Annotated in this window: 13 protein-coding genes; 2 read left to right on the plus strand and 11 right to left on the minus strand. The window is 74.5% G+C overall.

All coding sequences use genetic code 11. The features are described 5' to 3' along the window. Positions 1–40: 40 nt before the first annotated feature. Complete coding sequence (locus O7611_RS23465) at positions 41–1063, minus strand: 1-acyl-sn-glycerol-3-phosphate acyltransferase (RefSeq protein WP_269697596.1); 1023 nt, start codon at positions 1061–1063, stop codon at positions 41–43. Continuing rightward, positions 1064–1897: a patatin-like phospholipase family protein gene (locus tag O7611_RS23470; RefSeq protein WP_194800530.1), complete on the minus strand. Its 834-nt coding sequence runs from the start codon at positions 1895–1897 to the stop codon at positions 1064–1066. A 179-nt stretch (positions 1898–2076) separates the two neighbouring features. On the opposite strand from O7611_RS23470, the gene O7611_RS23475 reads away from it, so the two are divergent. Beyond that, positions 2077–3534 (plus strand): serine/threonine-protein kinase, encoded by a 1458-nt coding sequence (locus O7611_RS23475; RefSeq protein WP_269697597.1) that lies wholly within the window; start codon positions 2077–2079, stop codon positions 3532–3534. Between the two features lie 4 nt (positions 3535–3538). Here the strand turns inward: O7611_RS23475 and O7611_RS23480 are convergent, their stop codons facing one another. The 9 genes from O7611_RS23480 to O7611_RS23520 all read right to left on the minus strand — a co-directional run bounded on the left by O7611_RS23480 (position 3539) and on the right by O7611_RS23520 (position 12658). Then, positions 3539–4651 (minus strand): glycosyltransferase family 4 protein, encoded by a 1113-nt coding sequence (locus O7611_RS23480; RefSeq protein ID WP_442929393.1) that lies wholly within the window; start codon positions 4649–4651, stop codon positions 3539–3541. Positions 4652–4733: 82 nt separating this feature from the next. Then, positions 4734–5405 (minus strand): BON domain-containing protein, encoded by a 672-nt coding sequence (locus O7611_RS23485; RefSeq protein WP_194800527.1) that lies wholly within the window; start codon positions 5403–5405, stop codon positions 4734–4736. Between the two features lie 135 nt (positions 5406–5540). After that, entirely contained in the window at positions 5541–7049 is a 1509-nt protein-coding gene (locus O7611_RS23490) for a S1C family serine protease (protein ID WP_269697598.1), read from the minus strand. 62 nt (positions 7050–7111) lie between these two features. After that, on the minus strand, positions 7112–8668 hold the full coding sequence (locus O7611_RS23495) for a sensor histidine kinase (RefSeq protein WP_194800525.1): 1557 nt from the start codon (positions 8666–8668) through the stop codon (positions 7112–7114). After that, a complete protein-coding gene (locus O7611_RS23500) occupies positions 8665–9366 on the minus strand; it encodes a response regulator transcription factor (RefSeq protein WP_043328553.1) in 702 nt (233 codons plus the stop codon). The genes O7611_RS23495 and O7611_RS23500 overlap by 4 nt, the downstream gene beginning before the upstream one ends. 64 nt (positions 9367–9430) lie before the next feature. Then, positions 9431–10051 (minus strand): PadR family transcriptional regulator, encoded by a 621-nt coding sequence (locus tag O7611_RS23505; protein ID WP_194800524.1) that lies wholly within the window; start codon positions 10049–10051, stop codon positions 9431–9433. Beyond that, positions 10048–10878, minus strand: a complete 831-nt coding sequence (locus O7611_RS23510; RefSeq protein ID WP_269697599.1) for a DUF4097 family beta strand repeat-containing protein — start codon at positions 10876–10878, stop codon at positions 10048–10050. Before O7611_RS23510 ends, O7611_RS23505 begins: the two co-directional genes overlap by 4 nt. A gap of 131 nt (positions 10879–11009) precedes the next feature. Then, positions 11010–11885: a lysophospholipid acyltransferase family protein gene (locus tag O7611_RS23515; RefSeq protein WP_269697600.1), complete on the minus strand. Its 876-nt coding sequence runs from the start codon at positions 11883–11885 to the stop codon at positions 11010–11012. Next, on the minus strand, positions 11882–12658 hold the full coding sequence (locus O7611_RS23520) for a GNAT family N-acetyltransferase (RefSeq protein ID WP_269697601.1): 777 nt from the start codon (positions 12656–12658) through the stop codon (positions 11882–11884). Before O7611_RS23520 ends, O7611_RS23515 begins: the two co-directional genes overlap by 4 nt. A gap of 172 nt (positions 12659–12830) precedes the next feature. Here O7611_RS23520 and O7611_RS23525 point away from each other — a divergent pair, with 172 nt between their 5' ends. Then, positions 12831–13487 carry a hypothetical protein gene (locus O7611_RS23525; protein WP_269698157.1) on the plus strand — a complete coding sequence of 219 codons (657 nt, stop codon included), beginning with the start codon at positions 12831–12833 and terminating at the stop codon, positions 13485–13487. Positions 13488–13525: the final 38 nt, after the last annotated feature.

The raw sequence follows: 13525 nt of genomic DNA on the forward strand, positions 1-13525 counted from the left end.
GGCCCGCTGCCACCGCGCCGAGCAGGCGCGGGGAATCGGCTCAGGCGTCGACGGTGCCGTCGCGGTTGTCCGCGATCCACCTGTCGATGCGGGCCCACCAGTCGAACAGCCAGTCGACGCGTTCCTGCTTGCCGGCCGGGATCTCCTCCGGCGGCACCGACCAGAACCGCATCACGATCCGCTTGTCCATCGGCAGCTCGCGCCACACGTCCGCGACGGTGAGCATCTGGTCCAGCCCGGTGTGCGCCACGAAGATCACGCCGGCGTCCGGCGCGGCGTCGAGCGCGGCGAGCAGCCCGCCCGGCTGCGGGGCGAGCACGTGCCGCATCCGCTCGGCGCGGCGCGCCATCCGTTCCAGGCCGAGCGACCGAAGCCGGTCGATCGCACGCAGCCGCCGCGCCGGGGTGAAGTTGCCGCCCTCCGGGAAGATCACGAAGGCGTCGTCGTCGTCCAGGCCGGTGGCCAGGTGCCCGACCTGCCGGGCCACCGACTCACGCCCGTCCGGCCCGGCCGCGATGAACCGGTTGGGCAGCCGGTTGAGCAGCACGTCGATCGCCGGATCCCACTGGAGGGTCTCCTTCAGCACGATCCGGGGTTCCCGGTTGAACCAGTTCACCAGCGCGTGGATCAGGATGAACGAGTCGCCGGGCCCGGCGTGCCGGCAGACCACCAGCTCGGGGCGGCCGGGCAGCGCGGTGTCCGGATCGGTGCCGACCACGTCGATGCTCAGCCGCAGCGTCCATCGCGCCTGCCAGAACATGATCCGCAGGAACCAGCCGGCCAGCACGTAGTGGGCCCGCTGGAAGGCCGGCGCGCGCTTGTACACGCCGAAGCCGGAGGCGAGCCAGAGCAGGAACAGGGCGAGCAGCGCGGCGGCGTCCCAGACCAGGTAGACGGTGCCGATCCAGAGCAGCCGCAGCGGCCGGAGCCGTCCCGGCACCAGCGGCGACGCGGCGAGCGCCAGCAGCGCCCAGCCGGGAAGCGTGGTCACCACGAGGAAGGCGAGCAGCACCACACCAGGGGCGAGCACCAACCGGCGTAGCCAGCGGGGTGGCAGCGGCATTCAGCGCTCCAGCGCGGTGTCCAGGTATCGGCGGGAGGCAGTGTACGCGCGACTGATCCGCCGTCCCACCGCCGCCGTGTCCCGGTACGCCCACGGGCTGTCGTCGCGCGGCTCCAGCCCGCCGGTGGGCAGCACGTGCACCTCGACGTCCTCGGGCAGCGCCGCCATCTCCCGCGCGAACCGGTGCCGGCGGGCGATCTCGAACGCCACCTGGGCGATCTCCCAGGGGCGGCGCGGCGGGGTCAGCTCGCGTTCGATCCGGCCCACCTGGAGTACGAAGATCTGCTTCGCGCCGAGCAGCACCGCCTCGCCGACCGGGATCGAGTTGACCACCCCGCCGTCGATGTAGTGCTGGCCGTCGATCTGGGTGGGAGGCAGCAGCCCGGGCACCGAGGCGGAGGCGAGCACCGCCGGCACCAGCGGTCCGGTGTGGAACCAGTGCTCGGCTGCGCGCTCGATGTTCGCGGCGCAGCAGCGGAACGGCACGGCCAGGTCGGCGAACGTGGTGCCCTCGCCCAGCGCGCTCTCCAGCAGGCGGTACAGCGGGCGGGGAGAGTGCAGGTGGGTACGGGCCGCGAACCGGCGCAGCTGCCGGGCGACCGAGTCGCCGTACACCTCGCTGGCCTCGGGCGAGGCCCAGAGCCGGACCAGCCGGTCGGTGACCGCCTCGGTCGGGTCGGCGGCGACCAGGGCGCCGTTGACTGCGCCGATCGACGTACCCAGCACCATGTCGGGTCTGATCCGGGCGCGGAACAGGGCGCGCAGCATGCCCACCTCGACCGCGCCGAGCACTCCCCCGCCGCCGAGCACGAACGCCACCGGACCTGCTGCCATGCCGTTCATCCTGGCACGCGGCCCACACCCGGCCGCCCGGCCGCCCCGCCCGTGACCGGACCGTCACGCGGCACCGTCCGAGTTGTGACGCAGCGCGATCGTCAACCGGACGACTGTTGACAGGTCAGACACATTCCCGCAACCTGATAGCGCTCCCGAGCCCAGGCAGGTGCGAGCTGATGGCGACACTCCAGGCCGGCCGTCTGCTGGCCCGGCGGTACCGGCTCATCGACCGGATCGGTGCCGGTGGCATGTCGGTGATCTGGCGTGCCCGCGACGAGGTGCTCGACCGGATCGTGGCGGTCAAGGTGCTCGCTCCCTCCCTCGCCGCCGACGCCCGGTTCCGCGACATGGTGCGCGAGGAGGCCCGCTCCGCCGCCCAGCTCGACCACCCGCACGTCACCGCCGTGCACGACTACGGCGAGACGGTGGCCCCGGACGGCTCGATCACCTCTTTCGTGGTGATGGAGCTGCTCAGCGGCGAGGAGCTGGAACACCGGCTCACCGAGGGGCCGCTGCCCTGGCCGGAGGCGGTGGAGACGGGCGCGCAGGTGGCCGAGGCGCTGGCCGCGGCACACCGGCTCGGCATCGTGCACCGCGACGTGACCCCGGCCAACGTGATGATGACCGGCACCGGCGCGAAGGTGCTCGACTTCGGCATCGCCACCCGGATCGGCGCGCCGGACGACGACGAGGACGGCGGCACGTTCGGCACCCCGGCGTACGTGGCGCCGGAACGGCTCGACGGCGCGCCCGCCCAGCCGGCCACCGACGTCTACTCGCTGGGCGTGCTGCTGTTCGAGACGCTGACCGGGCACCCGCCGTACCCGGCGGAGACCTGGGAGCAACTGAGCGCGGCCCTCGCGGACTGTCCGGAGCCCACACTGGACGACGTACCGGGACTGCCCGGTCCGGTCGCTGACATCTGCCTGCGCTGCCTGGCCCGCGACCCGCGCCGGCGGCCCACCGCGCACCGGGTCGCCGCCGTGCTGCGCGACCAGTTGCTGCCCGCCGACCCACAGGCCGCCACCATGCTGGCGCCGACCATGACGCTGCCCGCGCTGACCTCGCGGCCGCCGGCCGGCCCGGAACCGGCCGGGCCGCCCGCCCCGGGCCCGGCCCCCGCCGCGCAGCCGGCGCCGAGCCGGCGCCGCACCCTCACGCTGGCCGCCGTCGGCGTCACTGTGGTCGCCGCCGCAGCGCTGCTGGCGCCCGCGCTGACGCCGGACCGGACCACCGGCCCGCGGGTGCTGCCGACCGCCGGGCCGGTGCAGCCGTCGCCCGCCGACCCGCCGGTGGCCGAGGAACCGGCCACCACGCCGCCGGCCGCGCCGACGTCAGTGCCGCCGAGCGAGGGCGCCCGCCCGCCGGCCGCCGGTCAGGCCGACGCCGCCGAACGGGTGGACGGGCTGATCGAGGCCGGGCTGACCGAGGGCCAGATCCGCGAGGACGTCGGGGTGGACCTGCGCAACCTGCTGCGCAACGCGGTCGCCGCGAACGGCGAGGGCGAGGTGACCGCCGCCGTGGACCGGCTCCGCGGCAAGATCGACGAGCGTCGCCGGGAGGGCAGCATCAGCCCCGGGTACGCGCGGCGACTCGACGCCGCGGCGGCGGAACTCGTGGCCGGGCGGACCTGACCGGTCAGCCGGCCACGGCGGGCGCGACCGTCCGGGCTGCCCGGGCGGGCGCCCGCGCGGCCAGGAAGCCCCGGTAGACCGTCTCGTAGTCGGCGGCCATCCGCTCCACCGAGAAGTTCTCCGCCACGTGCGCGACGCAGTCCGCCGGATCCAGGTCCGCCGCCGCCCGCAGCGCCGCCGGCAGCTCGCCGGGGTGCTCGCAGACGAAGCCGGTGATCCCGTCGCGGACCAGCTCCGGCACCGCGCCCCGGCCCAGCGCCACCACCGGCGTACCCGTCGCCATCGCCTCCACCATCACCATGCCGAACGGCTCCGCCCACTGGATCGGCATGATCAGGCAGCGGGCGTCCAGCAGCAGCCGCAGCGCGGTGGCACGGTCCGCGTTCACCACGAGCGTCACGTCGTCGCCGAGCAGCGGCCGGACCACCTGCTCCAGGTAGCGGTGCTCGGCCGGCTCGTTGCTCTTGCCCGCGAGCGTGAGCGGCAACCCGGCGGCCCGGCAGGCCGCGATCGCCACGTCCGGGCCCTTGTCCGGGCTGAACCGGGCCAGCCAGAGCACCGGGCCCGCGCCCGGGCTGCGCTTGCGCGGGATGTCCCGCAGCGGCATCGCGTTGTGCACGGTGCCCGCCCAGGGCAGCCCCGGGTTCGCGCGGCGCTGGGCGTGCGAGATCGCGACCAGGCCCACCCCCCGGTCGGTGTTGCCGAGCACGGTGCCGTACTCGCCGACCGGGTTGCCGTGCACGGTGGCCACTGTGGGCACGCGGCGGCGGCCGGCCACCATCGGGCCGATCGTGGTGTGGTCGTGGATCAGGTCGAAGCCGGCCGGGTCGACCAGGCGGTCCACGTGGGCCAGGTGCGCCAGTTCGGGCAGCGACTCGCCCATCCGCTCGTACTGGAGGTCGTCGCAGGTGGAGACGAAGTCGGCGGCGGTGCCGTGCTCGGTGCCGGCGCCGAACAGCGTGACGCGGTGCCCCCTGTCGACAAGCGCGTCGACGAGACCCGCCACCACGGTCTCCAGTCCGCCGTAGCCGGGCGGCGGCACCGACAGCCACGGCGGCACCACCATGGCAATCCGCAACGGCCCGGCCTGGGCGCGCTCCGGGGACTGCTGGTTCACGGCCACGAGTCCTCCCCGTCGGTCCCCGGCGTACCCCGCTGCGCGCGGGTTCCCGGCCCGGCCCGCGGTAAACGACGGGCGGTCAGCCGGACACCACGATCCCGACGTGCACCTCCCGTACGCCGGGCAGCGCCCAGGCGGCCCGTTCCGCGTCCTCGCGCTGCCACCAGGCGCTCACCACGCCGTCGAGCACCACCGTGTCGCCGTCGACCCGGGCGTCGATCCGCTCGGTCCCGGTACGCCGCAGCAGCAGGGCGCGCAGGTCGAGTCGCCTCTGCTCGTCACTCGGCGGCGTCGGGGGCCGCACCTCGACCAGGTTCGTCAGCCCGCGTACGCCGCGCAGCCGGCGCAGCTCCCGCTCGGCGGTACGGCGCTGGAAGCCGAACTCGACCTCGCCGCGCAGCATGATCCAGCCGTCGGCGACGGTCACGTCCAGCCGCTCGGCGGGCACGAAGCTGTCCCACTCCAGCGCCCGGCTCGCCGCGATCGCGATGTCGGCGTCGGTACGCGAATCCGTGGCGGGCAGGTCGACCGCCAGGTCGCTGGCGACCGCCCGGACCCCGCGTACCCGGTGGGCGCAGCGCTCGGCGGCCCACCGCCGGGCGTAGCTGTCCACCTGGCCGGTGAGCGTCACGACGCCCCGCGAGACCGTCACGCCGATCTCGGTGGCCCGGGTCTGCGCGTCCCAGTCCAGTTCGGCGAGGACGTCGCGCTGGATCTGCTGGTCGGTACGCACGGCGGACGTGGTCGTCATGCCCCGAGCCTGCCGCCGGTACGGGTGAGGCGCGCTCACCCGCACCGGGTGAGAAACGAGGAGGGGCGGCGGGTGACGGAGCCAACCCCCTTGGCTCCGTCACCCGCCGCCCGGGAGGGAGGCAGGTCCTCGGGACTATGACGTCTCGGCGAGCGTCACGGTTGCGCTCTCGCTGGATCCGTTTCGCTTGTACTGCACCTCGACCCGGTCGCCGACCTTGCCGGCCTGCACGGCGCCGACCAGGTCGTTCGAGTCGTTGATCACCTTGTCGCCGAACTTGGTGATCACGTCGCCGCGCTGGAGCCCGGCCTTCTCGGCGGGGCTGCCGGGCGTGACGGCGGCGACGAGCGCCCCGCCGTCCTCGGCGCCGTTCACGCTCACCCCGAGCGAGGGGTGGCTGATCTTCTCGCCACGCTGGAGCTTCTCGGCCACGTTCTTGGCCTTGTTGCTCGGGATGGCGAAGCCCACGCCGATGTTTCCGGTGCTGCCCTGCCCGGCGGTGGCGATGGCGGTGTTGATGCCGATCACCTCGCCGCGGGTGTTGACGAGCGCGCCGCCGGAGTTGCCCGGGTTGATCGGGGCGTCGGTCTGGAGCAGACCGGAGATCGAGCTCGCGCCCTGCTGCGGGTTCTGCTGGCCACCCTCGCCCGCCTGGATGGTGCGGTCGCGGGCGCTGAGGATGCCGGCGGTCACCGAGCCCTGCAGGCCGAGCGGGCTGCCCAGGGCGAGCACCTGGTCACCGACCTGCATGGCGTCGCTGTCGCCGAACTTGGCCGCCTTCAGGTTGCTCACGCCACTGGCCTGGACCACCGCGAGGTCGGTCTTCGGGTCGGTGCCGACGATCTTCGCGGAGGCGCTCTTGCCGTCGGCGAAGACCACCCGCACGGTGTCGCCACCGGCGCCCGCGACGACGTGGTTGTTCGTGAGCACGAACCCGTCGGCGCTGAGGATCACCCCGGAGCCCTCACCGCTGTTCGTCATGATCGTGACGATGCTGTCCTGGACGGACGCCGCGATCTTGGGTAGGTCGGCGCTGTTGATCACCGGGGCGGCGGAGTAGGTGCGGGTGGGGCCGTCCCCGTCGAGCGCGAGGGCCAGCGCGCCACCGGCCACGCCGGAGCCGAACATCAGGGCCAGCGCCAGCGCGCCCGCGCCGACGAACTTCCCGGCCCGGCTGGGGCGGGCCGGCTGCTGCGGGCCCCACTGCGGCATCTGCTGCCCGGGCTGGTACGACTGGTAGCCCTGCTGCGTCTGGTACGGCTGCGCCTGGTACGTCGGCACCGGCCCGCCGTGCTGGGTGGACGGGTAGCCGCCGGCGGTCTGCTGGTTCCAGCCGCCCTGCTGCTGCCCGTACCAGGGGTGCGGCTGCCCCGAGGCCGGGTACGGCGGCGCGGACGGTGTCGCCGGCTGCGGCGGGTACGGCCCGGCGGGCGCGGCGTCTCCGGCGCTGCCGGCCGGGTTCGTGTGCCCGGCGGGTGTGCCGGTTCCGGCGGCCGGGGAGTCGGCCGGAACCGACGCGGGGGCCGGGGTGCTGGAGGAGTCCGACGTCCCGCTCTCGACGCGGGGCAGCTCGGCGGTGTGGTGCGACGGCTCGGCGTCGGCGGGGGCCGGCGACCGCTGCGGATCGGTCTCGTGGTCGGTCATGTCACCAGCTTTCCCCGTAGCACTGTCACCAGCCTGGAATCCGCCTGGAAGTTTTCTGAATGTCACTCCCCGGACTCGGGCTCCTCGGGCAGCAGCGGCAGCTTCACCCGGAACGTCGCCCCGCCGCCCGGCGTCTCCGCCACCTCGACGCTGCCGTGGTGCGCGGCGACGAGCGCGGCCACGATGGCCAGGCCGAGGCCGGTGCTGATCGGCCCGCCGGCCCGGCGGGTACGGGCGGCGTCCACCCGGTAGAACCGCTCGAAGACCCGTTCGGCCTGCTCCGGGGTGAGGCCGGGACCGGTGTCCGCCACCTCCACCACGGCGAGGTTGCCCGCCTCGGCCCGTAGCCGCAGCGTCACCGAGGCGTCCGGCGGCGTGTGGGTGAGCGCGTTCGTCATCAGGTTGCCGATCACCTGGCGCAGGCGCGCGTCGTCGCCGAGAACCACCAGCGGCCCGGCGCCCGGTTCCCGCTCCAGCTCGATCCGCCGGTCCGGGGCGATCACCCGGGCCGCCTCCACCGCGTCGGACGCCAGCACCGGCAGCTCGACCGGGGCCAGCGCGATCGGCCGTTCCCGGTCCATCCGCGCCAGCAGCAGCAGATCCTCCACCAGCAGACCCATCCGGGACGCCTCGTCCTCGATGCGGCGCAGCAGGTCGGCGGTCTGCTCCGGCGCCCGCGCCGCACCCTGGCGGTACAGCTCGGCGAAGCCCCTGATGGTGGTCAGCGGCGTGCGCAGCTCGTGCGAGGCGTCGGCGATGAACTGCCGCATCCGCTCCTCGGACCGGCGGGCCCGTGCCTCCGACGCCTGCGCGTACGCGGCGGCGTCCCGCGCGCCCATCTCGGCGCTGCGCGCCGCCGCCTCGGAGGCGGCCCGCGCGGTGAACGCGGCCTCGATCTGCGCGAGCATGGCGTTGAGCGCCCGGGACAGGCGGCCCAGCTCGGAGGTCGGGCACGACCGCCCCTCCTCGGGGTCGGGCACCCGCCGGGTCAGGTCGCCGCCGGCGATGGCGGCCGCCGTACGCTCTATCTCCACCAGCGGCTTCAGGCTGGTACGGACGATCCCGGCGCCGACCGACGCCAGCGAGATCAGCACCGCACCCCCGACCAGGAGGTCTATCCACACCAGCCGCCCGACTGCGGAGTCGACGCCGGTGAGGTGCTGCCCGAGCGCGATGATCCGCCCGTCGGGCAGGGCGGTGTAGAGCATCCGCCACCGGCTGCGGCCGTCCTCGGAGCGCACGGTGAACGGCTTGCCCACCCGATCCTGGTAGCCCGCGTAGTCGACGGGGAACCGGGGCAGTTCCTCCTCGCGCAGGCCCTCGTAGCGCGTCGGCTCCTCCGGCAACTCGCCGGGCGCCATGACGGACGCCACGTAGTCCGACGGAATGGTGATCTTGATCGGGCCGCCGCCGGCCTTGTCGAGCGTGTTGGCCACCGTGTACGCGCCGCCACGGAGCTGGTCGTCCGCCTGCCCGATCAGATAGTTCCGCAGCAGGAACGCCGTCAGGCCGCTGATCACGACGAGCGCCACGGCCACGAGTGCGAGGACGGCGGCGACGAGCTTCAGCCGGAGCGGGACGCTGCGCAGCCTGCCCTTCGCGTCGTCGACGACGTTCACGCCGCCGGCTTGCGTAGCACGTAACCAACTCCCCGGAGCGTGTGGATCAGCCGGGGCTGGGTGTTGTCGACCTTGCGCCGCAGGTAGGAGATGTAGGACTCGACGATGTTGTCGTCACCGCGGAAGTCGTAGTTCCAGACGTGGTCGAGGATCTGCGCCTTGCTGAGCACCCGGTTGGCGTTGAGCATCAGGTAGCGCAGCAGCTTGAACTCGGTCGGCGACAGTTGCACGCGCTGGCCGGCCCGGTGCACCTCGTGGGTCTCCTCGTCCAGTTCCAGGTCGGCGAAGGTGAGGCGGGAGGGGGTCTGGTCGCCGGTCGCGGTACGCCGCAGCACGGCCCGGATCCGGGCGGTCAGCTCCTCCAGGCTGAACGGCTTGGTGACGTAGTCGTCGCCGCCCAGGGTGAGCCCACGGATCTTGTCGTCGGTGGCGTCCCGCGCGGTCAGGAAGACCACCGGGGTACGCGTACCGCCCTCGCGCAGCATCCGGATGACCTCGAAGCCGTCCAGGTCGGGCAGCATCACGTCGAGCACCACCAGATCGGGCCGGTGGTCCTTGGCGGCGTTCAGGGCGGCGCTGCCGCTGGTCGCGGTGGCCACGTCGAAGCCCGCGAAACGCAGGCTCGCGGAGAGCAGTTCGAGGATGTTGGGATCGTCCTCGACGACGAGAAGCCGTGCCTCGGTCTGGGTAGCCGCCATGTCACCCATCATCCGCGCTGCGGCTGCGGCCACGCTGGGCGCTCCCTGGAAACAACCTGTGAGATCAGCGGAGCAGCCGCCGGAGCCCTTCCAGCGCGCCGTCGAGCAGCCGGATCGCGGTACGGAGCTGGTTGTCGCTCAGCCGCCGGGCCCGGACGAGCGCACCGACCTCGACTGTGAACGCGGCCAGCCGCCTGTCGAAGTCGGCGAGCAGCGGCGAGTCGTCCGGACGGGCCGCGCCCTCGCCGGTCGCCGGACGGGCGGTGGCGGACGCCGCCCAGCCGCCCTGCCGGGTCTGCCGGGCCACCTCGCGCAGTTCCCGCTTCAGGTCGCGCACCGATCCGCGTACCTCGGTGCGGATCTCCCCGGCCAGCGCGGAGAGATCCTCGACGGCGGCGCCGATGTCGTTCTCCAGCGTCGACAGCTCGTCGGCGCGCTGGCGCAGTTCGGCGCGGCCCGCCTCGGTGATCTCGTAGACCTTGCGCCCGCCCGCGGCGGTGTGCGTGACCAGCCCCTCCGCCTCCAGCCGTTGCAGGCGCGGGTAGATGGTGCCGGCGCTCGGTGCGTACAGGCCGAGGAAGCGCTCCTCCAGCAGGCGGATCAGCTCGTAGCCGTGCTTCGGGCCGTCGTCGAGCAGCTTCAGCAGGTAGAGCCGGAGCCGGCCGTGGCTGAACACCGCGGTCACGGCACGTCCTCCACATGGTCGGCGGGCGCGACCGGGCGGGCGAGCAGCGCGATGCTGCCGGAGGTCGCGGAGGCCCAGAGCCTACCCGCACCGCCGCCGAGCACACCGTGGCTGTCCTTGATCGAGCCGAGCCCGCGTCCACCGCTGTCCACCTGGGGAAAGCCGCTGGTGATCTTGCCGGACGTGGTGTGCAGGTGCACTGTGAGGTCGCTGTCCTCGCGGACCCGGACGGTGATGCTGCCGGAGATGGCGCTGAGCCGGATCTCGCTGCCGCGCGGGTTGTCCAGGTCGCAGGTGATCGAGCCAGAGACGGCGTGGGCGCGGACCCGGTCGGGCGCGCTGTCGGCGAGGATCAGCTCACCGGAGACCGTCTCCAGGTCCAGGTCGCCGCCGATGCCGAGCGCCTCGACCGGCCCGGAGATGACCTTCGCGCTGGTGCGTCCCCGCAGCCCGCGCAGCGTGACCTGCCCGGAGGTCACGTCGACCCGGGTCTCCCGGCGCAGCCCGGAGGCGACGAGCGCGCCGCTGACCACCGACAGGGTGGCGAGCACGTCCGGCGGAACCGCTACCGACACCTCGGCCCGGATCCGGTTGCCGAACCAGGAGAAGATGCCGAACAGGCCGGGCTTGCGCTTGTGCCGGATCGTCAGCCGCCCGTCGCGGACCTCGACGAGGAGCGGCCGGCTGCTGACCCGGGTCACGTCCACCCGGGCCGGACCGTCGGCGCCGACCACGTTGAGCCGGCCGCTGATCAGTTCGGCGTCGAGCCGGGTGATCGGCTCGTCCACGGTGATCCGCTGCGGGCTCTCGACCGTCCAGTTGGCCATGACACGCTCCCCTCGTCGGCGTGCCGACCCACGGCACACCCGGTGTTGCGAGGAGCATAACGCGATACATCGCGACTGAACAAGACACTATCGCGACTGTGTCGCGTCCCTGACGGCCGCAGGTCAGGCTGTCAGGTCGAGCGGTGGCGCGAGCAGGGGTCGAGGGCCGGATGGACGGCGGCCTCGGCGATCCGGGCCAGCGACCTGCGGTCCGCGCCCTCGGCCGGGTGCAGCGCGGCGCTCACCGTCACCGACGCGGTCAGGTCCCGGGCGGCGAGCACCCGGCGTCCCGACGCCCAGAGCGTCTCCGCACCGAGGAAGGCGGGCAGGGTGCTCGGATCACCCGCGTACCGGTAGCCGATGCGCAGCGGCACCACCGGAGCGCCCGCCGCCACGGCGGCCTGGAACATCGCCGGGCGGAAGCCGCGGCTCGGGCGGCAGTCCGTCGCGGCGCCGCACCAGGTCGTACCCTCCGGGAACACCGCCACCGACCGCCCGGACCGCAGCGCGCCGGCCACCCGCGCGATGGTGGCCGGCAGGTCACGCGGCCGGGACCGGTCCACGAAGACGGTGCCCGCCGCGGCGGCCAGCGCGCCGACCAGCGGCCAGCTCCGGACCTCGCGCTTCGCCACCATCCGGACCGGCGACACGGCGAGCACCGCCAGGACGTCCAGCCAGGAGACGTGGTTGGCGACCAGCAGCGCACGCCCGCGCGGCACCCGGCCGCGGACCAGCAGCCGGACCCCGAGGGTACGCAGCGTCCACCGCGCCCAGCCCCGCAACGCGGCCCGGCCCCGGGCGGCGGACAGCAGCGGCAGCAGCACGGTCAGGCCCGCCCCGGCCAGCAGCATGCCGAGTACGCCGAGCAGCCGTCCCGCCCGGCGCAGCCGCGACACGTCCGGGGCGGCGAGCGGCGGAAGGCAGTCCGGCCCGCAGCCGGAGGTGGGCCGCCACAGGCCCTCCCCGGCACCCGGACCGGCCACCCACGGCTCGGCGGCGGCGGTCACGACCCGGCCTCGCCGAGGAAGTGCCGCAGGTAGCGCGGGTTCATCCGGTCCAGCGAGAACAACACGTAGAAGTCGGCGCAGCCGAAGTCCGCGTCGTACCCGGGCTCGCCGGCCACCCAGGCGCCCAGCCGCAGGTAGCCGCGCAGCAGCGGCGGCACGAGCGCCCGCCGTTGCGCCGGCTTGAGCGCGGCGAGGTCGGCGGCCGGCGCCTCGGCGAACCAGGGCCGGCGCGGGGTGACCCGCAGCAGCGGCGGGGCGAGGTGCCGGGCGGTGACCTCGGCCCACACCTGCGCGGCGGCGGTCCCGCCGTCGGCGACCGGCACCGAGGCGCAGCCGCCGAGCCAGCGGGCGCCGCGCAGGTGCAGGTAGCGGCAGATCCCGGCCCACATCAGGTTGATCACCGCGCCGGTGCGGTGATCGGGGTGGACGCAGGAGCGGCCCGCCTCGACCAGGTGGTCGCGGAGCGGGGCCAGCGGGCTCAGGTCGAACTCGGCGTCGGCGTACCGGCGGTCGGTGCGGCCGGGCGGCAGCAGCCGGTACGTGCCGACGACCTCGCCGGTGCCCTCGCGCAGCACCACCAAGTGGTCGCAGTACGCGTCGAACCCGTCGGTGTCGAGCCCGGTGGCGGCGGTCGGCAGGGTGGCGCCGAGTTCGCCGGCGAACACCTCGTGGCGCAGGCGTTGCGCGGCCGCGACCAGTGTCGGGTCGTCGGCGATCAGCAGGGTGTAACCGCTGGTCGTGAGCGGTGCGCCAGCGGCGTGCAGAACGGCCATGACTCCTGTGTAGGTGCCCCGGGTTGCCGCCGGACGGGATGAGGGGTGTCGATCCGGTGAACGCCGGTCGGCGGCGGCGTGCGAACCGGGACGGCCGGGACGGGACCGGCGTGTGCGAGGCTGCCGGGCGGACCGCCGCGACGGCGCCGGCGGAGGGAACCCGGAGGTGCACATGCTGGTCGAGGCCCGCTTCCAGGGGCCGGACGGCTCCGGCAACGGCGGCTGGAGCGCCGGCATCTTCGCCGCGCTGATCGACGACCGGGGGCCGGTGGAGGTCACCCTGCGCCGGCCGCCGCCGCTGGACACGCCGCTGACCGCCGCCGACGGCGAGGTACGCGACCCGGACGGTCACCTGATCGCCCAGGTGCGCCGGATCGAGCCGGTCGACGCGGTGGTGCCGCCGGTGGACCCGGCGACGGCGGAGCAGGCCGCGCGGGCGTACCCCGGTCTGGTCGACCACCCGTTCCCCCGCTGCTACGTCTGCGGCCCGGCGAACCCGGACGGGCTGCGGATCTTCCCCGGCCGGCTGCCGGACGGGCGGACCGCCGCGCCGTTCCGCGCGCCGGCCGAGGTGGTGCCCGCGACGGTGTGGGCGGCGCTGGACTGCCCGGGCGGCTGGGCGGTGCTCGCGCCCGGCCGGCCGTACGTGCTGGGGCGGATCGCCGCGCAGGTCACGGCGCTGCCACGGCCCGGCGACGAGTGCGTGGTGACCGGCGTCGCGGTCGGTTCCGAGGGACGCCGGGCCGAGGTGCACACCAGCCTGTACGGTGCGGACGGCGCGCTCCTCGGCCGTGCCCGGGCGACCTGGGTGGCGCTGCCGGCCCGGTGATCTCCTCCCTGAGGAGGACGGCGCGTACGCGTCCCGCC

Source organism: Micromonospora sp. WMMC273 (assembly GCF_027460285.1).
Classification (GTDB): Bacteria; Actinomycetota; Actinomycetes; order Mycobacteriales; family Micromonosporaceae; genus Micromonospora; species Micromonospora aurantiaca.

Bases quoted from the DNA above. Each gene is read 5' to 3' on its own strand.
- O7611_RS23510 (WP_269697599.1), bottom strand. From the start codon at position 10,878: ATGGCCAACTGGACGGTCGAGAGCCCGCAGCGGATCACCGTGGACGAG.
- O7611_RS23470 (WP_194800530.1), bottom strand. From the start codon at position 1,897: ATGGCAGCAGGTCCGGTGGCGTTCGTGCTCGGCGGCGGGGGAGTGCTC.
- O7611_RS23485 (WP_194800527.1), bottom strand. From the start codon at position 5,405: ATGACGACCACGTCCGCCGTGCGTACCGACCAGCAGATCCAGCGCGAC.
- O7611_RS23500 (WP_043328553.1), bottom strand. From the start codon at position 9,366: ATGGCGGCTACCCAGACCGAGGCACGGCTTCTCGTCGTCGAGGACGAT.
- O7611_RS23490 (WP_269697598.1), bottom strand. From the start codon at position 7,049: ATGACCGACCACGAGACCGATCCGCAGCGGTCGCCGGCCCCCGCCGAC.
- O7611_RS23520 (WP_269697601.1), bottom strand. From the start codon at position 12,658: ATGGCCGTTCTGCACGCCGCTGGCGCACCGCTCACGACCAGCGGTTAC.
- O7611_RS23465 (WP_269697596.1), bottom strand. From the start codon at position 1,063: ATGCCGCTGCCACCCCGCTGGCTACGCCGGTTGGTGCTCGCCCCTGGT.
- O7611_RS23525 (WP_269698157.1), top strand. From the start codon at position 12,831: ATGCTGGTCGAGGCCCGCTTCCAGGGGCCGGACGGCTCCGGCAACGGC.
- O7611_RS23475 (WP_269697597.1), top strand. From the start codon at position 2,077: ATGGCGACACTCCAGGCCGGCCGTCTGCTGGCCCGGCGGTACCGGCTC.